The organism is Micromonospora sp. HM5-17, from assembly GCF_003762835.1.
Lineage (GTDB): Bacteria > Actinomycetota > Actinomycetes > Mycobacteriales > Micromonosporaceae > Plantactinospora.
Genome location: NZ_RJWA01000002.1, coordinates 51582 through 68093, shown reverse-complemented (window position 1 = coordinate 68093; position 16512 = coordinate 51582). Strand labels below are relative to the sequence as shown.

Below are 16512 nucleotides of genomic sequence, written 5' to 3'. Positions count from 1 at the left end.
GTGGGGTTGCGATGACCGGAGAGACGGCACGTCGGCGACGGGTCCGGGCCGGACCGGGACGCGTACGGTGGCGGGGGTGAGGTGAGATGACGCCGGAGGAGACGGCCGCCGGGCGGCCGGTCCGGGCGGCCGGCGGCGTGGTCTGGCGGCGTCGCGGCGGCACCGTCGAGGTGGCGGTGGTGCATCGACCCCGGTACGACGACTGGTCACTGCCCAAGGGAAAGCTGGATCCGGGCGAGCACCCGCTGACCGCCGCCGTGCGCGAGGTGGCCGAGGAGGCGGACGTTCGCGGGGTGCCACAGGTACGGCTCCCCTCGGTCCGGTACCTGATGCGCAACGGTGTCCCGAAACTGGTCGAGTTCTGGTCGATGCGGATGGCGGAGACCGGCGGCTTCCAGCCGGGCACCGAGGTCGACGACGTACGGTGGCTGCCACCCGACGAGGCGGCCGGGCTGGTGAGCTACCCGCACGACGTCCGGGTGTTGCGGGACTTCGCCGCGCTGCCGCCGGTGACCGCGGTGCTGGGCGTGGTCCGGCACGCGTACGCCGGGAGGCGGGGCACCTGGTCGGGGCCGGACGAGGCCCGCCTTCTGGATTCCGACGGCTGGGCACAGGCTCGGACCCTGGCGGGGCTGCTCGCCCTGATCCGCCCGGTACGGCTGCTCTCGGCGGCGCCCCGGCGCTGCGTGCAGACGCTGCAACCCCTCGCCGATTTGCTCGACCGGCGGATCGAGGTCGACTCGGTCTTCGACGAACCCCGGCCGGGGCAGGCCGCGGCGGAGCGGGACCTGGCCGCCGCCGACCGGCTCCTGGCGGTGGCCGCCGCCGACACGTCGGCCGTGGTGTGTGGTCAGGGCACGGTGATTCCGCCGGTGTTGGCCCAGCTCGACCGCGTCTCCGGGGTTCGGGCGGGGCTCGGCACGGCGGCGGGTCGGGACGACACGGCCCAGCCCCGCGGGGCCGCCGCGGCCGGACCCCCGCCCCGACCCGCGCGGCCCAGGTCCGCGGAGGAGTTCCAGACCCGTCACGGCGACGGTTGGCTGCTCGCCTTCGCCGGCGACCGGCTCGTCGCGGTCAGCCGCCTCGACGGCACCGACGGCCTCGCCGGTGGGTCGCCCTGACCGCGCCGCGCCGTCGGGCATCCGCCGGGCGCCACCCGGCGACCACCGCACCGGCGTACGCGACGATTCCGGCCCCGGACAGCGTCGAGGGCGCCCTCCGGGCAAGCCGGACGAGCGCCCTCGGCGTACGTGGTCAGCGCTTGGCGGCCTTCTTCGCCGGCGCCTTCTTCGCCGGCGCCTTCTTCGCGGTGGTGGCCTTCTTCGTCGCCGCCTTGGCCGTGGTCTTCTTCGCCGCGGTGGCCTTCTTTGCCGGGGCAGTCTTCGCGGCCGTGGCCTTCTTGGCCGCCGCCTTGGCCGGCGCCGCCTTCTTGGCCGCCGCCTTCTTGGCGGCGGCCTTCGTCGCGGCGGCCGCGGTGGCGGCCTTCTTCGCCGCGACCGTGTTCTTCGGGGCCTTGCCGCTGGCGACCATCTCCTTGAACCCGGCGCCCGGCCGGAAGGCCGGAACGGATGTCTTCTTCACCTTCACCGACTCGCCTGTTCGGGGGTTGCGAGCTATTCGGGCCCCCCGGACGCGCTTTTCGAACACCCCAAACCCGGTGATGGCCACCCGATCCCCCTTGGTGACCGCCGCCTGAATCTCCGCGAGGACCGCGTCGAGCGCCGACGTCGCCGTCTTCCGGTCCCCCAGACGAGCGGCGAGAGCCTCGATGAGCTCGGCCTTGTTCACGACTTCCCTCCCAATGTGCAACTGGACTCAACGCGAGCCATTCTGCGCGCACGGTATGCCCTGTGCCACCGGGATACAAACATCTGCTGGAAAAAACCCATTGTGTCGCAACGGATTCGCCCCCGCCGGGCGAGCCGACGGGGGCGAAAACGACTGGGAGGGCTGGCGTTCCGGCTATGCCACCACGGGCCGGAAGGGTGATCTTTGGCGCTCGTACGCCGTGATCTCCGCCTCATACCGGAGGGTCAGTCCAATGTCGTCCAAGCCCTCCATCAGCCGCCACCGACTGAAGTCGTCGATGGGGAAAGACCAGGTGTGGCCGGCGGCCCGCACCTGCCGAGCCTCCAGGTCGACGGTGACCGGCGTGCTCGGCTCGGACTCCGCCAACCCCCACAACACTTCGACAGCATTCAATTCAAGCTCGACCGGAAGGAGACCTTCCTTGAGGGCGTTGCCGCGGAAGATGTCCCCGAAGCCGGGGGCGATGACAGCCCGGAACCCCCAGTCGCGCAACGCCCACACGGCATGCTCCCGGGACGACCCGGTGCCGAACTCCGGACCGGCGACGAGAATCGACGAACCGGAATATGAAGAATCGTTGAGAACGAATGACGGGTCCTCGCGCCAGGCGCTGAAGAGGCCGTCGGCGAAGCCGGTCCGGGTCACCCGCTTGAGGTACACGGCCGGGATGATCTGGTCGGTATCCACGTTGGACCGGCGCAGCGGGACCGCCGTACCGGTGTGCACGGTGAACTTCTCCATGTCAGGTCAGCCCCTTCACAGGTCGGCGGGAGCGGCGAGCCGGCCGACCACGGCGGTGGCGGCGGCGACCGGTGGCGAGACGAGGTGGGTACGTCCGCCCCGACCCTGCCGGCCCTCGAAGTTTCGGTTGGAGGTGGAGGCCGAGCGCTGCCCCGGGGAGAGCGTGTCCGGGTTCATCCCCAGACACATGGAGCAGCCGGCGAAACGCCACTCCGCACCGGCCTCGATGAAGATCTTGTCCAGGCCCTCCTGTTCGGCGGCCTCCCGGACGGCGGCCGAGCCGGGCACCACGAGCATCCGTACGCCGTCGGCCACCTTGCGCCCACGCAGCACGTCGGCGGCGGCCCGCAGGTCCTCCAGCCGGCCGTTCGTGCAGGAGCCGACGAAGACCACGTCCACCGGAACGTCCCGCAGCCGGGTGCCGGGCTTGAGGTCCATGTACTCCAGGGCGCGCCGGGCCGCGGCCCGCTCCGCCTCGGTGTCGAACTCCTCCGGGTCGGGCACGACCGAGTCCAGCGCGGTGCCCTGCCCCGGGTTGGTGCCCCAGGTGACGAACGGGCTGACCCGGCTGGCGTCCAGCACCACCTCGCTGTCGAAGGTGGCACCCGGGTCGGTGGCGAGGGTCCGCCAGTACGCCACCGCGGCGTCCCAGTCCGCCCCCTTGGGGGCGTGCGGACGGTCCTTGAGGTAGGCGAAGGTCGTCTCGTCCGGGGCGATCATGCCGGCCTTGGCGCCCCACTCGATGGACATGTTGGCGATGGTCATCCGGCCCTCCATGGAGAGCCGGCGGATCGCCTCGCCCCGGTACTCCACGATGTGGCCGCGCCCGCCGCCGGTACCGACCTGGGCGATCAGCGCCAGGATCAGGTCCTTGGCGGTGACGCCGGGAGCCAACTCGCCGGTCACGGTGACGGCCATCGTCTTGGGCCGCAGCTGCGGCAGCGTCTGGGTGGCGAGGACGTGCTCGACCTCGCTGGTCCCGATGCCGAAGGCCAGGGCGCCGAACGCGCCGTGCGTCGCGGTGTGTGAGTCGCCGCACACGATGGTCATGCCGGGCTGGGTGAGCCCGAGCTGCGGTCCGATCACGTGCACGATGCCCTGGTTGTCGTCACCGAGCGGGTGCAACCGGATGCCGAACTCGGCACAGTTGCGCCGCAGCGTCTCGATCTGGGTTCGTGACGTCGGGTCGGCGATGGTGAGCAGGTCACCACGCCGGAACCGGAACGACGGGTCGTCGTAGCCGGTCGGGGTGTTGTGGTCCTCGGTCGCGAGCGTGAGGTCGGGGCGGCGGACCCGGCGCCCGGCCAGTCGCAGGCCGTCAAAGGCCTGCGGGCTGGTGACCTCGTGCAGCAGGTGCAGGTCGATGTAGAGCAGGTCCGGCTCACCGTCAGCGGACCGCACCACATGAGCGTCCCAGACCTTCTCGGCCAAGGTCCTCGGCGAGGACGGCTCTGGAGTGACTCCCACCATCTGGACATCCTAAATTCTGGGAGGTAGGTTTCGGCTTGTGGGACACAGTATGAGCGGTGTCGGCGTTCTCGACAAGGCGGTGGTCATCCTCGCCGCCTGCGTCGACGGCGCCAGCCTGGCCGAACTCGTCGAGCGCACCAAGCTGCCCCGGGCGACGGCACATCGCCTGGCCCAGGCCCTGGAAATCCACCGGATGCTGGTACGCGACACCCAGGGCCGGTGGCGGCCCGGACCTCGCCTGGGGGAACTGGCCAACGCCGCCCCCGACGTGCTGCTGACCGCGGCGGAACCGCTGCTCGCCGCACTCCGCGACGCCACCGGCGAGAGCGCCCAGCTCTACCTGCGCCGGGCCGACGAGCGGATCTGCGTGGCGGCCGCCGAGCGGGCCAGCGGACTACGCGACACGGTGCCGGTCGGTTCCGTGCTGCCGATGACCGCCGGGTCGGCGGCCCAGATCCTCCTCGCCTGGGAGCCGCCGGAGGCGGTCATGCCCCTGCTGCCCCGGTGCAAGTTCACCGGCCGGACCCTGGCCGAGGTACGCCGGCGCGGCTGGGCGCAGAGCGTCGCCGAACGCGAGGCCGGCGTGGCCAGCGTGTCGGCGCCGATCCGCGACCGGACCGGTCGGGTCATCGCGGCGATCAGCATCTCCGGCCCCATCGAGCGGCTCGGCCGCCGGCCGGGCGACCGGCACGCGATGGCGGTGGTCCGGGCCGGTCAACGCCTCTCCGGCCTCTGACGCGTCGCCGGATCCTTCCCGGGCGCACTGGCCGCGACCGGCCCCGTCGGCCCGCCGCCCGAGGTCAGCCGGTCGGGGGGATCTCGGCATTCGACCACCGGTCCGGGGGCGGACGTGCGATGCTCGAACCGTTACCGGAGCGACACGAACCATCGTGACCGGACCACGCGGCGACGTGCGTGGCACCGGTACGCGGGAACCGGTCAACGGCGACCGGTGGGTAGGAACTCCATCGTCACGGCGGACGGTGCCGCCGGGACGACAACGGCCCGCGTCATCCATGGTGACGCGGGCCGTAACCGTAGCCCCGACCGGATTCGAACCGGCGCTACCGCCTTGAGAGGGCGGCGTCCTAGGCCGCTAGACGACGGGGCCAGGAACTTTCCCTCGTTGTTGACCTTGCGGCCAACGGTGCTGAACTCTATCAGAGCCAGCAACCGGCGCCCTTTCGGGCATCGGTTGGCTGGGGTACCAGGACTCGAACCTAGACTAACTGAGCCAGAATCAGTCGGGCTGCCAATTACCCCATACCCCATCGGTGCTTGCCGCACCGAAAGCGAACTTTACCCGACGCCGGGGTGGAGACCAAATCGGGTTCGGTGCCGGCGCGGAACGAGGCCCGCTCCGGCGCCCCACCTCAGTCCAGAGCCACCACCGGGTTCGACAGTTCGCCGATCCCTTCGATACTCACGGTGACCGTATCCCCCGCCGTGATCGGACTAACCCCCGCCGGCGTACCCGTCAGCACCACGTCGCCGGGAAGCAACGTCATCACGTGGGAGATGTAGGACACCAGGGTCGGAACGTCGAAGACCATGTCCTTGGTCCGGCCGAGCTGCCGTACCTCCATCTCGTCGGGTCGCCGCCCCACCTCGCAGCGGATCTCCAGGTCGCCGGCGTCGAGCCCGGTGGTGATCCAGGGACCGAGCGGGCAGAACGAGTCGAAGCCCTTGGCCCGGGTCCACTGCCCGTCCGAGCGCTGGAGGTCGCGGGCGGTCACGTCGTTGGCGCAGGTGTAGCCGAAGATCGCCCGCGCCGCCGCCTCCCGGTCGGCGCGGCGCGCCCCGGGCGGCCCGATCACGACCGCCAGCTCCGCCTCGTGCTCGACTCGCTTGGACTGCACCGGCAGCCGGATCGCGTCCCGGGTACCGATCACCGAGGTGGAGGGCTTGAGGAAGAGCAGTGGTTCGGTCGGCACCTCGGCACCGTGTTCCGCGGCGTGCTCGACGTAGTTGCGGCCGACGCAGACCACCTTGCTGGGCAGGATCGGCGAGAGGAGCCGGACGTCCGCCAGGGCCCACCGGGCGCCGGTGAAGCGGATCTGGCCGAACGGGTGGCCCTCGATCTCGGCCACGGTCAGCCCTTCCGGACCGGCCTGCGGGTCGCCCTCGACGACGCCGAACGACATTCCCTTGCCATGAGCGAAACGAGCGATACGCACCTGGCCAATCTATCCACCGCGCCGGCCCCGGCCCGGTGGTCGGCCTCCGCGTCGTGATGTGGCTCCGGCCCGCGGGTCGGGCCTCCGCGCCGTGGCTCCGGCCGCCCCGGATCCGCGACCGCGGGGGGCGCAAGATACCGCAGTCGGCCGCTCCGGTCAGCGGTTCACCCCTTCCGTGCCGACCCGCGCGACGGCGCGCCTAGCGTCGGGGCCGGGAGGAGTCTGTGATGCCTGCATCGACCCGACTACGCACCGCGGGGGCGGTGGTCGCCGGCTGTCTGCTGGCAACCGCGGCGCCGGGCGCGCCCGCCCAGGCGATCACCCCGCCGATCACCGTCACGATGTCCAGTTCTGGGGCAGGAACGCCCCGTTACGAGATCCGCATCCACAACGACACCGACGGGATCGTCAAGACCACGGTCCGCCAGGAGCTCCCCGCGGGAGCGATCCCGGCGAGCGTCAGCGAGGGCGGCCAGACGGTTCCGTCGTCCGACGGCCGGCCGAACACCGAGGTGGTCTGGCAGGTGCAGCTCGGCGGTCGGGCCACCGCCGTACTGAACACGACCCTGACCGGGCCACCTCCCGGCGCGACCACCGTCACCGCTCCCGCCTGCGCGTACGTCGCGAACGGCAGCACGCCGTACGACTGTGCCACCGCGACCTGGCCGCCCGGGGGCGGCGGGGGCGGCTCCGGGGCCGGAACCGCGGCCGGGGCGGCCGACTCTCCGCCCTGGTGGCGGGGTGGCCCGGTACGGGGCGCCGCCGCCGGCCTGCTGGTGCTCCTCGCCGTGGCCGGTGCGGTGCTCTGGGTTCGCCGACTGCGGCGCCGCCGGGTGGCCGCCGAGACGAACCGCCCCTCCCCCGCCGGGCCCCGCGACCCCGGGCCGGAGCGCCGGATCATCCGCAGGGTCGGCTGGCCGATCGTCCGCGCCACCGCCCGGGTCCGGGGTGACGCGAAGATCCCGGCACCGGCGAGCGTCCGGGCCGCCACGGGACACCGGAACAACGCCGGCCTCGGCCCCGACGGGCTCCCCGTCCCGGACGTCCGGCCGGGCGTGGCCGCCGCGCCGGACGGCGTACCCGGTCCCGCTGGCGGGACGGCCCCGGAGAGTGGCCTGGTCGGGATCGCCGGCGGTGCCCGGTACGTCGGACGTGCCCCGATACCGCCCCAGAATCCCGTTCCCGGCCTCGACACCGAGGCCGCGGACGAGCCGGACGAGGACGTTCCCGCCGCGCGGCCGGTCGAGGAATCAGCGGCGCCGTCCCCGGCGATCGGGCGCGCGCCGAAGCCGCGGACCTCGCCGCCGATCCGGGGCGTACGTCGACGCCGCCCGCCCGCCTGGGTCGCGGTCGGGACCGCCGCCCTGCTCGCCGTCGCCCTGGCCACCATCACGGCCTGGACCGGGACGAGCCAGGTGAACGCCATCAGCTCCCGCCAGCAGCCGTCGAGCGGGGCCTGGATCGGCCGGACCGTGGCCGGGCCGGTGGGGACCGCCCTGCGCGACAGCGCGTTCGAGTTCACCGTGTACCGGCTGACCTGTCCGCCCGGCCCCGTCGGATGCCAGGCGATCGTCGGGGTACGCAACATCACCGACAAGAGCCAGCAGTGGTACGGCCAACTCCAGCGGGCGTACCTGCCCGGGGGCGACTGGGTGACCGCCGACGTGCCGGCGACCCAGGTAGCCAACGCGGGTGAGGACCCGTTCGCCGCACCGGTGCCGGCCGGTCGACGGATGCTCGTCCCGTTGGTCTTCGCCCGGACGGGGTCGACGCCGCCGACCCGGATCGAACTGCGCAGCGCGGTCTTCTCGGCCGGCGTCAGCGTCGCCGTACCACGGTAGGGCCGGCCGAGCCACCGGCCGTACCCTGGACCGGTGACCGCCGCCCTCGACCACGCGCCCGACGTCGTCCTCGACGCGGCGCGGTGGCGTGCCCGGCGGCAGGCCCACGAGCACCGGGTCGAGCGGTGGATCGCGCCGCACCTGGCGCGCCGCCAGGCCGGGATCCGGCACCCGGTCGAGGACTTCCTCTTCACCTACTACTCGCACCGCCCGGCTCAGCTGCGGCGCTGGCACCCGGGCGCCGGGGTGGTGCTGCGCGACGCCGACCCGGCCGAATTCGGCCCCGCGTACCGGCGGGACCGGCGCGGACTCACCCTCGACACCGAGGCGGTACGGCGGCGCCGGGCCGACGCGATCGACTGGATCCGCACCCTGCTGGTCCGGACCGCCGAGCGGCCGGGGTTCTTCGGCTGCTTCGGCCTGCACGAGTGGGCGATGGTGTACCGGCAGACCCAGGCGGAGGTCCGACACAACGCCTGGCCGCTCCGGCTGGACCCGGAGCGGACCGCCGAGGTGGTGGAGAACGCGCGGATCCGGTGTAGCCACTTCGACGCCTACCGGTTCTTCACCCCGCCGGCCCGGCCGCTCAACCTGCTCACCCCGACCCGCGAGACCCAGCACGACCTCGAGCAGCCCGGCTGCCTGCACGCCAACATGGACCTCTACAAGTGGGCGTACAAGCTCTCCCCGCTGGTGCCGAGCGAGCTGGTCGCGGACTGCTTCGCGCTGGCCCGCGACATCCGCACCCTGGACATGCGGGCCAGCCCGTACGACCTCACCGACCTCGGCCACCCGCCGGTGCGGATCGAGACCCCCGAGGGCCGGGCCGAGTACGTCGCCGCGCAGCGCGGCTTCGCCGAGCGGGCCGCCCCACTGCGGGCCCGCCTGATCGCCGAGTGCGACCGGTTCTCGCGCCCGGCGGTCTGACCGGCGGGCGCCGGCCGACCCGCGGACCGGACGACCGGACGGCCTGACCGGAGGATCAGCCACCCCTCCCGGCACCGGTGCGCGCGGACCACGACGACGGCGTGGCGGCGGGCCGTCGCTACGCTGGGCGGATGGATCTGCGGCAGGCACAACAGCTGTGGAAACCGGAGCCGGGCTGGCTGAACACCGCGAGTTACGGCCTTCCGCCCCGGCCGGCCTGGGACGCGTTACAGGGCGCGCTCGATGACTGGCGGTCGGGGCGTACGTCGTGGGAGGGCTGGGACGCCTCGACCCAGCGTTCCCGGGTCGCCTTCGCCACCCTGCTCGGGGTGGCGGCGGCGGACGTCACGGTCGGGGCCACGGTCTCCCAGCTGCTCGCCCCGGTCGCGGCGGCGCTGCCGGCCGGCGCCACCGTGCTCGTCCCCGAGGTCGAGTTCACCTCCAACCTCTTCCCCTGGCTGGTCCAGAGCGACCGGGGAGTCCGGGTTCGGACCGTGCCGCTCGACGACCTCGCCGACGCGGTCGACGCCGACACCGACCTGGTGGCGTTCAGCCTGGTGCAGTCCGCCGACGGCCGGATCGCCCGGTACGCCGACGTCCTGGCCGCCGCCGAGGCGCACGACGTCCGGGTGGTGGTCGACGCGACCCAGGCCTGCGGCTGGCTCCCGTTCGAGGCGGGCCGCGCCGACGTGGTGGTGGCCGGGGCGTACAAGTGGCTGATGGCGCCGCGGGGCGCCGCCTTCGGCTACCTCTCCCCACGGATCCGCGAGCGGCTCGTCCCGCACGCCGCGAACTGGTACGCGGGCGCGGACCCGCACGCCTCCTACTACGGGCTGCCGCTGCGGCTCGCCGACGATGCCCGCCGGTTCGACATCTCCCCCGCCTGGTTCTGCTACGTCGGGGCGGCACCGGCGCTGGAGCTGCTCGTCGAGATCGGACTGCCGGCGATCCGCGACCACAACGTCCGGCTTGCCAACCGGTTCCGTACCGGGCTCGGTCAACCGCCCGGCGACAGCGCGATCGTCACGGTCGACGTGCCGGGTGCGGCGGAGAAGCTGACCCGTGCCGGGGTACGGGCGGCGGTCCGGGCCGGCCGCGTCCGCGCCTCGTTCCACCTCTACACCACGGAGGAGGACGTCGACCTGGCCCTGTCCGCCCTGCTCGACTAGCCCGGTCGGCGACGGGGCCCGGAACACGGCCCGGCGCCCCACCACCCGGCCCGGCGCCCCACCACCCGGCACGGCGCCCCACCACCCGGCCCGGCACCCACGAACCGGCCCGGCGCGCCCCACGAACCGGCCCGGCGCGCCCCACGAACCGGCCCGGCACCGTCGGGGCGGGCAGGACGGGTGCCGGGGCCTCAGTCCAGGTCGCGGCGGCGGAGCTGCTTGAGCTGGCTACGCCGCTTCTTCTCAGTGAGCCGCCGCTCCTTGGCGGCCCGGCTCGGCCGGGTCGGGCGGCGCGGTGGCGGTGGTGGCGCGACGGCGTCGGCGAGCAGCGCCGCCAACCGGGCCTGGGCCGCCTCCCGGTTGCGCAGCTGGGCGCGGTGCTCGGCGGCGGTGACGGTGAGGACGCCGTCGACGAGCCGACCGGCCAGGCGTTCCAGTGCCCGGGCCCGGAGTCGCTCCGGTAGCGCCGCCGAGCGGGCGACGTCGAAGGAGAGCTCGGCCCGGGAGTCGGTGGTGTTCACCCCCTGCCCGCCCGGGCCGCTCGACCGGGAGAACCGCCAGCGCAGCTCCGCGTCGGGGATGACGAGCCCCGGTCGGATGGTCACAGCCATGAGATCACCGTACGGCCGGTCAGCCGCCCTTGCCGATGATGGTGTCGGCGGTCTGCTGGACCTGCTCGATCGGGATGGCGAACCCGATCCCGATCGAGCCGCTGCCGTCGATGGTGGCGATCGCGGTGTTCACCCCGACCACCTCCCCTCGGGCGTTGACCAGCGGACCGCCGGAGTTGCCGGGGTTGATCGAGGCGTCCGTCTGCACCGCCGTGTGCCGGTTGTCGCCGAGCCGTACCTCGCGGTCCAGGGCGCTGACGATCCCGGCGGTGACCGTGCCGGAGAGCCCCAGTGGGGATCCGACCGCCAGCACCGGCTCGCCGACCCGGGTCGCCCCCGGCTTCGCCAACGCCAGGGGCGTGAGGTTGGCGGCCGGCGGGACCCGCAGGACCGCGATGTCGCTGCTGGAGTCGCGGCCGACGAGCCGGGCCGGGAACTGCCGCCCGTCCGGGGTCTCCACCATCACCGCGCCGCCGTTCTCCGCGCCGCCGCCCCGGGCCACGATGTGGTCGTTGGTGACGACGTGGTGCAGGTCGTCGAGGGCGAAGCCGGATCCGCCGGCGGACTTGCCGCCGCCGGCGACCATCACCGAGACCACTCCCGGCACCACCTGCGCGGCGGCGGCCACCAGGTCGGCCGGCACCGCGGCCTGGGCCGTCGCCTGCTCGGCCGGGATCTCGCGGCTGGCGACGTACCCGCCGGCCAGACCACCGGAGACGACGGCGAGGGTCACCACGGCGAGCGCGGCGAGCAGCCGCCGGCGTCGACCCACCGGGCCGGACGGGGGCGCCGGTACGTCGGAACCGCGGCCCACGCCCGGTTCGAGATCCGGTGAGATGAACCATGGGCCGCGGGGTTCACCGAGCCCGGTCTGCACTGCCATGACTCACTCCTCGTCAGCTCGCTCCTCGTCGGTTCAGCACCTCGGTGGTCCAGCACCTCGTCTCAGCACCTCGTCGATCAGGCCGCCACCCGTCGGCGGGTCGTCCGTCCGGCCGGGTACCCGCCGGCCCGGGGCGTTCCACCGGTGCGACCCTCGGCCCGACCGGCGGAGCGCGGCCCGATCAGGGCAGGCGGGAGAACCAGAGCATCGACCCGCCGGCCGCGGCCAGGGCCAGCACCAGCCCGAATCCGATGAACCGGGCGGAGATGTCCTGTTTCTCCAGGCGGTAGCCCACCGAGGTCCCGATGTCCTCGTAGACCGCGCGCAGTTCGTCGCTGCTCCCGGCCTCGTGGTAGCCGCCCTTGGTCTGCTCGGCGACCGCGCGCAGCGTCTGGCCGTCCACCGGGACCCGGATCGGTCGGCCGCCGCGGGCGACGTACCCGGACGGGGTGCCGAACGAGATGGTGTGGACCGGCACGCCGTCCTGCACCGCCTCCTCCGCCGCGCTGATCGGATCCCGCCCGGAGGTGTTCGCCCCGTCGGAGAGGAGCACGATCCGGGCTGGTGGCGGCTCCTGTGCCCCCGGTACGTCGAAGGTCCGGATCGCCTCCAGTGAGGTCCCGATCGCCTCGCCGATCGCGGTGCCCTGCACCCCGGTGCTCCCCTCGGCGAGACGCCGGATCCCGGCGTGCAACGCCGTGCGGTCGGTCCCGGGCGGCACCAGCACCGCCGCGCTGCCGGCGAAGGCGACCAGCCCGACGTTGAACTCGTCGGGCAGCGAGTCGACGAACCGGTGGGCCGCGGACTTCGCCGCCGCCAGCCGGTCGGGTTCCACGTCGCTGGCGAGCATCGAGGTCGAGACGTCCACCGCCAGAATCACGGTGGCGCGTTCCCGGGGCACCCGGACCTCGGCCTGCGGGCGGGCGAACCCGAGGACCAGGAGCGCCAGCATGGCCAGAAACAGGCCCGCCGGCAGGTGGCGACGCCAGCCCGGCCGGTCGGGCGCGACCCGGTCGAGCAGGCGCAGATTGGTGAACCGTACGGCGTACCGGCTGCGCCGGCGCTGGAGAAAGACGTACCAGACGGCGAGTCCGAGCACGCCGAGGAGCAGCAGAAGCCGCTCCGGCGACTCCCAGCTCATGACGCCTCACCTCCCACCCGCTCCGGGCCGACTCCGTCCGCCCCGGGCCACCCCGGTCGCCGGGCGGCGTACCGAGGTCTCCACCGGTCGGTCCACGTCCCGAACCCGGTCATGTCGTGCCTCCCCGTACCGTCCCGGCCGGCGGACGGTTCACCCCGGCCAGCCGGCGCTGAATGTGGACGTGTCGCACGATCTCGGTCGTCCAGTCCTGATCGGTCCGCAGTGCGAGGTGGGCGGCTCCGCTGCGGCGCAACGCCTGGCGGACCAGGTCACGCTGCCGGGCCGCCGCCTCGGCGTACCGTTCGCGCAGCCGGCGGTCCCCGGTCGCGACCTCCCGGCGCCGTCCGGTCTCCGGGTCCACCATCGTGATCACGCCGACGTCCGGCAGCTCCAGCTCACGCGGGTCGACGACCTCGACGGCGAGCACCTGGTGCCGGGCGGCGAGGCGTCGGATCGGTTGTTCCCAGTCGGGCGTCCCGGCCTCGTCGTCCGGGAGGCCGTCCAGGAAGTCGGAGACGACGACGGCGAGTCCCCGTTTCGGGGTGGCCCGGTGCAGCACCGTCACCGCCTCGGCGAGCGGCGGTGGCGTGGCACCGACCTCGCCCCGGGGCGCGGTGAGCATCGTGGTGAGCAGGCCGAGCAGGTGGGTCCGGCCGGTCCGGGCCGGCAGGCGGCGCAGCCCGGTCCCGTCCAGCAGGTACGCGCCGAGCCGGTTGCCGACCCCGGCGGTGAGGAAGCCGACCGCCGCCACGGCCGCCACCGCCAGCTCCCGCTTCTCCAACTCGGCGGTGCCGAAGTCCATGCTCGGCGTGGAGTCGACCAGCACCCAGGTGGTGAGTTCCCGGTCGGCGTCGACCTCCCTGACGTGCGGCACGGTGGTCCGAGCCGTCACCGCCCAGTCCATTCGGCGTACCTCGTCCTCGCCGGGCCGGTACTCCCGGCTGCCGGTGAACTCGCTCCCCGGCCCGGGCAGCAGCCCCAGGTGCTGGCCGTGGAGCAGCCCGTCGAGCCGACGGGTGACCAGCAGTTCCAGCCGGCGCAGCCGGTGTTCCGGGGCGAGCTGCCGCAGCGTCGGGTCGTCCGGCCGCCGCCCGGTCCGGTCGGCCGGGGACGCCCCCGGAGAGCTCACCGCACGTCGCCAGGACGGCGCCGCCGACCAGGCACGCGCCGCGGAACCCGGCCCCGACGGCTGAGCCGTGCCCGGCCAGGACGGCTGGGCCGTGCGCGGCCGTGCCCGGTCACCCGGACGGCGCAGCGCCGGGTCCCGGCCCGGGGCGTGTCGGCGGATCACGCGACCGCCAGGTTGGGCCGGTGGTGCCCGTCCCGGGTCGGGGCGATCCGGGGCGGCGGCACCGCGTCGACCAGCCGACGTACCACGTAGTCGGCCGGCACCCCGTCGGCGACCGCGTCGAAGGAGAGGACGAGCCGGTGCGCGATCACGTCCGGCGCCAGTTCCCGGATGTCGTCGGGGAGCACGTAGTCCCGATTGCGCAGCAGCGCCTGCGCCCGGGCGGCGGCGACCAGGCCGAGCGTGGCCCGGGGACTCGCGCCGTACGCCAGCAGCGGCGCCACCTCCGGCACGCCGAACCGCGCGGGATCCCGGGTGGCGAGGATCAGCCGTACGACGTACTCGGCGAGGGCGTGGTGGACGAACACCCGGGCGGCCCGCTCCTGGAGCCCCCGGAGCCGGTCCGGGTCGAGGACCTGGCGGGCCCGGGGACGTTCCGCGCTCATCCGGTAGAGGATCGCGAGTTCGTCGACGTCGCTCGGGTAGTCGACCAGCACCTTCATCAGGAACCGGTCGCGCTGGGCCTCCGGGAGCGGGTAGACGCCCTCGGACTCGATCGGGTTCTGGGTGGCCAGCACCAGGAACGGTGCCGGCACCGGATAGCTCCGGCCACCGATGGAGACCTGGCGTTCGGCCATCGCCTCCAGCAGCGCGGACTGCACCTTCGCCGGCGCCCGGTTGATCTCGTCGGCGAGCACCAGGTTCGCCATCACCGGTCCGAGTTCGACGTCGAAGGTCTCGGCCGACGCCCGGTAGATGCGGGTGCCGACGATGTCGGACGGCACCAGGTCCGGGGTGAACTGGATCCGGGAGAAGCTGCCACCGACCGCGGTGGCGAGGGTCTGCGCGGCCAGCGTCTTGGCGACGCCCGGCACTCCCTCCAGCAGGCAGTGCCCGTCGGCGAGCAGCGCGGTGAAGAGGCGCTCGACCAGCCGGTCCTGCCCGACGATGACGCGTTTGACCTCGAAGAGCGCTTGTTCGAGCTCCGGCCCGACCGCGTCGCTCTCGACCGGCCTGGGGCGGGTGGTCACGGTGTCTGACATGTCCGTCACGGTGCGGGCTTCCCGGCCTCGGCGGCGACAAACCTGCGAGTGCGGACGGCGGCCACGTGGCGGGACGCCACGGTACCGCGCCGCACGACCGTCCCCATAGAATCGAGCGCGGCAAAACCGTCACCAGGGGCGGGACGGGTCGAAACGGGGAGGCCGGGTGCGGTTTCGACGGTCGCTGGCGAACCTGCTGGTGGCGGCATCGATCGGGGTGGCGGGAGCGACCGGGGCCGACGTCGTCGGCGCCATCCCGGGTCGGCCCGGCTTCCTCCCGGGCGGGGCGGCCGCGGTCGCCGCGCCGGACACCGCGCCCGCGCCGCACTACGCCGGCATCCGGGTCGTCCGGGCGGTCCCGGGCGCGCCGAGCACTCCGCGGATCACCCTGCCTCCGGGCTACCGCCTGCTCGCCGGCGACCGGCACCGGGCGGCGAGCCGGAGTGAGTTCACCGCCTTCATCAGGGGGCCCCGCAGCGAGCGGGGCATCCCGGTCACCATCGACTGGCCCGAGGCGTCCGTCGGATCCGTGGTCGCCGCCGACACCCGGCTCGCGCTCCACCGGCACGCCGGCGCCCCACACCGGGTGACCGTGGTGGTCCCGGTCGTCTGGTCGTCACCCGACGCCAACCAGGCGACCCTCCAGGTCTGGAGCATGCTCAGCCGGTCGACGGCGAGTGGACTGCTCTGGCGGATCGAGCACAACGACCCGGACCGGGCGGTGGGCCCCTGGGCCGGCGGGCCGTGGCCGGCGGTGCAGGCCACCGCCGTCGTCAACTGGATGGTCGCCGCCGAGGCGGTGCTCCGGGATTCGGGACTGATCGCCGAGGCCCGGCGCCGGGGCCACTTCTTCTCGCTGATGGGCTTCGAGACGAACAACCCCCTGCACCCGGACAATCCGCCGCACTGGCATCTCGCCTACTATCCGGGCCGCGACCACGGCGCGCCGCGGGCCCAGGTCCCGCACTTCTGGGTCGACGAGCGCGGCGGCACGTTCTACAACGGCATGGACGTCCAGGGTGCGGGCCGGCGCGCCTTCCGGGCGGGCGAACCGGCCCGGATCCACGCCCCGGACGGCACCCTGCTGGTCACGCTCACCATCCGCGCCGACGGCGGGCTCGACATCGCGCCGGCGGTGGGTCCGCGTTACTCGATCACCGCCCCGGACGGGAACTTCGGGCACAGCGTCGACGTCGCCCGGGCCGGGGTGCCGTGGCGGTCGTTCGCCACCCGGGACGACGTGAAGATCGGCGTCCTGGTGGTGCAGGTCCGGGACGCCGGCTCGACGGCCCCACACCGCACCACGGTTTACCGGTACGACGCGCTGACCGGGGTGTTGAGCGGCAGCTGACCGCCGTCGACGCCGACCCGGTCGCTGCCGCGCCGGACGTACACGCTTCCGCCACACGTTC

The 16512-nt window shown here is 73.8% G+C and carries 15 protein-coding genes and 2 tRNA genes; 6 read left to right on the top strand and 11 right to left on the bottom strand.

Annotated features, from left to right (window positions below):
• Window positions 1-86: 86 nt before the first annotated feature.
• Entirely contained in the window at window positions 87-1121 is a 1035-nt protein-coding gene (locus EF879_RS05605) for an NUDIX domain-containing protein (protein WP_123555537.1), read from the top strand.
• Window positions 1122-1254: 133 nt separating this feature from the next.
• On the opposite strand, the gene EF879_RS05600 is transcribed toward EF879_RS05605, so the two are convergent.
• From EF879_RS05600 to leuC, 3 genes are all read right to left on the bottom strand, one after another.
• Window positions 1255-1788, bottom strand: coding sequence for an HU family DNA-binding protein (locus EF879_RS05600; RefSeq protein ID WP_123555535.1), 534 nt, complete (start codon window positions 1786-1788; stop codon window positions 1255-1257).
• Window positions 1789-1962: 174 nt separating this feature from the next.
• Window positions 1963-2550, bottom strand: coding sequence for a 3-isopropylmalate dehydratase small subunit (gene leuD, locus EF879_RS05595; protein ID WP_123555533.1), 588 nt, complete (start codon window positions 2548-2550; stop codon window positions 1963-1965).
• Between the two features lie 15 nt (window positions 2551-2565).
• A complete protein-coding gene (leuC, locus tag EF879_RS05590; protein ID WP_123555531.1) occupies window positions 2566-4020 on the bottom strand; it encodes a 3-isopropylmalate dehydratase large subunit in 1455 nt (484 codons plus the stop codon).
• 49 nt (window positions 4021-4069) lie between these two features.
• Here leuC and EF879_RS05585 point away from each other — a divergent pair, with 49 nt between their 5' ends.
• Window positions 4070-4756, top strand: coding sequence for an IclR family transcriptional regulator (locus EF879_RS05585; RefSeq protein ID WP_123555529.1), 687 nt, complete (start codon window positions 4070-4072; stop codon window positions 4754-4756).
• A 302-nt stretch (window positions 4757-5058) separates the two neighbouring features.
• On the opposite strand, the gene EF879_RS05580 is transcribed toward EF879_RS05585, so the two are convergent.
• The 3 genes from EF879_RS05580 to EF879_RS05570 all read right to left on the bottom strand — a co-directional run bounded on the left by EF879_RS05580 (window position 5059) and on the right by EF879_RS05570 (window position 6197).
• A tRNA-Glu gene (locus EF879_RS05580) sits at window positions 5059-5131 on the bottom strand.
• 85 nt (window positions 5132-5216) lie between these two features.
• Window positions 5217-5291, bottom strand: a tRNA-Gln gene (locus tag EF879_RS05575).
• Between the two features lie 102 nt (window positions 5292-5393).
• Window positions 5394-6197, bottom strand: a complete 804-nt coding sequence (locus EF879_RS05570; protein WP_123555527.1) for a fumarylacetoacetate hydrolase family protein — start codon at window positions 6195-6197, stop codon at window positions 5394-5396.
• Window positions 6198-6424: 227 nt separating this feature from the next.
• Between EF879_RS05570 and EF879_RS28565 the strand changes: the two genes are divergently transcribed.
• The 3 genes from EF879_RS28565 to EF879_RS05555 all read left to right on the top strand — a co-directional run bounded on the left by EF879_RS28565 (window position 6425) and on the right by EF879_RS05555 (window position 10134).
• Window positions 6425-8038: a hypothetical protein gene (locus tag EF879_RS28565; protein ID WP_148086360.1), complete on the top strand. Its 1614-nt coding sequence runs from the start codon at window positions 6425-6427 to the stop codon at window positions 8036-8038.
• 33 nt (window positions 8039-8071) lie between these two features.
• Window positions 8072-8965, top strand: a complete 894-nt coding sequence (locus EF879_RS05560) for a 3-methyladenine DNA glycosylase (protein ID WP_123555523.1) — start codon at window positions 8072-8074, stop codon at window positions 8963-8965.
• A 131-nt stretch (window positions 8966-9096) separates the two neighbouring features.
• On the top strand, window positions 9097-10134 hold the full coding sequence (locus EF879_RS05555) for an aminotransferase class V-fold PLP-dependent enzyme (RefSeq protein WP_123556764.1): 1038 nt from the start codon (window positions 9097-9099) through the stop codon (window positions 10132-10134).
• A 191-nt stretch (window positions 10135-10325) separates the two neighbouring features.
• Here EF879_RS05555 and arfB read toward each other — a convergent pair whose 3' ends face one another.
• The 5 genes from arfB to EF879_RS05530 all read right to left on the bottom strand — a co-directional run bounded on the left by arfB (window position 10326) and on the right by EF879_RS05530 (window position 15109).
• Window positions 10326-10745 (bottom strand): alternative ribosome rescue aminoacyl-tRNA hydrolase ArfB, encoded by a 420-nt coding sequence (gene arfB / locus EF879_RS05550; protein WP_123555521.1) that lies wholly within the window; start codon window positions 10743-10745, stop codon window positions 10326-10328.
• 19 nt (window positions 10746-10764) lie between these two features.
• Window positions 10765-11628: a S1C family serine protease gene (locus tag EF879_RS05545; protein ID WP_123555518.1), complete on the bottom strand. Its 864-nt coding sequence runs from the start codon at window positions 11626-11628 to the stop codon at window positions 10765-10767.
• Between the two features lie 181 nt (window positions 11629-11809).
• Window positions 11810-12769, bottom strand: a complete 960-nt coding sequence (locus EF879_RS05540) for a VWA domain-containing protein (protein ID WP_123555516.1) — start codon at window positions 12767-12769, stop codon at window positions 11810-11812.
• A 109-nt stretch (window positions 12770-12878) separates the two neighbouring features.
• Complete coding sequence (locus tag EF879_RS05535; protein ID WP_123555514.1) at window positions 12879-13898, bottom strand: DUF58 domain-containing protein; 1020 nt, start codon at window positions 13896-13898, stop codon at window positions 12879-12881.
• Window positions 13899-14056: 158 nt separating this feature from the next.
• The gene (locus EF879_RS05530) at window positions 14057-15109 is read right to left on the bottom strand and encodes a MoxR family ATPase (protein WP_123555512.1); all 1053 of its coding nucleotides are present in this window, start codon (window positions 15107-15109) and stop codon (window positions 14057-14059) included.
• A 157-nt stretch (window positions 15110-15266) separates the two neighbouring features.
• On the opposite strand from EF879_RS05530, the gene EF879_RS05525 reads away from it, so the two are divergent.
• Window positions 15267-16451 (top strand): hypothetical protein, encoded by a 1185-nt coding sequence (locus tag EF879_RS05525; protein WP_123555510.1) that lies wholly within the window; start codon window positions 15267-15269, stop codon window positions 16449-16451.
• The last annotated feature ends 61 nt before the right edge of the window (window positions 16452-16512 follow it).

Coding starts and splice junctions, on each gene's coding strand:
- EF879_RS05605 (WP_123555537.1), top strand. CDS start 87: ATGACGCCGGAGGAGACGGCCGCCGGGCGGCCGGTCCGGGCGGCCGGC.
- leuD (WP_123555533.1), bottom strand. CDS start 2,550: ATGGAGAAGTTCACCGTGCACACCGGTACGGCGGTCCCGCTGCGCCGG.
- leuC (WP_123555531.1), bottom strand. CDS start 4,020: ATGGTGGGAGTCACTCCAGAGCCGTCCTCGCCGAGGACCTTGGCCGAG.
- EF879_RS05585 (WP_123555529.1), top strand. CDS start 4,070: ATGAGCGGTGTCGGCGTTCTCGACAAGGCGGTGGTCATCCTCGCCGCC.
- EF879_RS28565 (WP_148086360.1), top strand. CDS start 6,425: ATGCCTGCATCGACCCGACTACGCACCGCGGGGGCGGTGGTCGCCGGC.
- EF879_RS05555 (WP_123556764.1), top strand. CDS start 9,097: ATGGATCTGCGGCAGGCACAACAGCTGTGGAAACCGGAGCCGGGCTGG.
- arfB (WP_123555521.1), bottom strand. CDS start 10,745: ATGGCTGTGACCATCCGACCGGGGCTCGTCATCCCCGACGCGGAGCTG.
- EF879_RS05545 (WP_123555518.1), bottom strand. CDS start 11,628: ATGGCAGTGCAGACCGGGCTCGGTGAACCCCGCGGCCCATGGTTCATC.
- EF879_RS05540 (WP_123555516.1), bottom strand. CDS start 12,769: ATGAGCTGGGAGTCGCCGGAGCGGCTTCTGCTGCTCCTCGGCGTGCTC.